The organism is Elizabethkingia argenteiflava, from assembly GCF_009904105.1.
Taxonomy (GTDB): domain Bacteria; phylum Bacteroidota; class Bacteroidia; order Flavobacteriales; family Weeksellaceae; genus Elizabethkingia; species Elizabethkingia argenteiflava.
The window spans coordinates 1-319 of the sequence record NZ_JAAABJ010000288.1 but is presented as its reverse complement, the minus strand read 5'-3'; the positions used below and the strand labels follow the sequence as shown (position 1 = coordinate 319).

Here is a 319-nt window from a genome sequence, read left to right as displayed (position 1 = left end):
GGATATTATAGATCGCACGGGTTTCAACAGCACCAGTCACCCTTACCTTGAAAAACATACAAGCCAGAAATACAAAGGGATAGACGGTTTCAAGAGGACGGTTTCTCCATTCTTGAACCGCGGGTAGTACACTATCGGTAATACGGGATATCTCTGCTTGAGACATCTCCATAGCATACATTTGCTGAACATAATCCCGCATTGCTCGGGTACTCACTCCAATAGATTACATCGATAAGATATTACCTTGCTGATGATCGGTAATGTTTAGCTGTCGTTTGGGATCAATCTTTGTTTGTTTAGTTCCCTGGAGTTCACG

Annotated in this window: 1 protein-coding gene; it reads right to left on the bottom strand. The window is 42.9% G+C overall.

Annotated elements, in window-relative coordinates; translation table 11 throughout:
* The coding region (locus GNY06_RS02915; protein ID WP_185151806.1) for a transposase at positions 1 to 217 on the bottom strand (217 nt) is incomplete at its 3' end.
* Positions 218 to 319 lie beyond the last annotated feature (102 nt).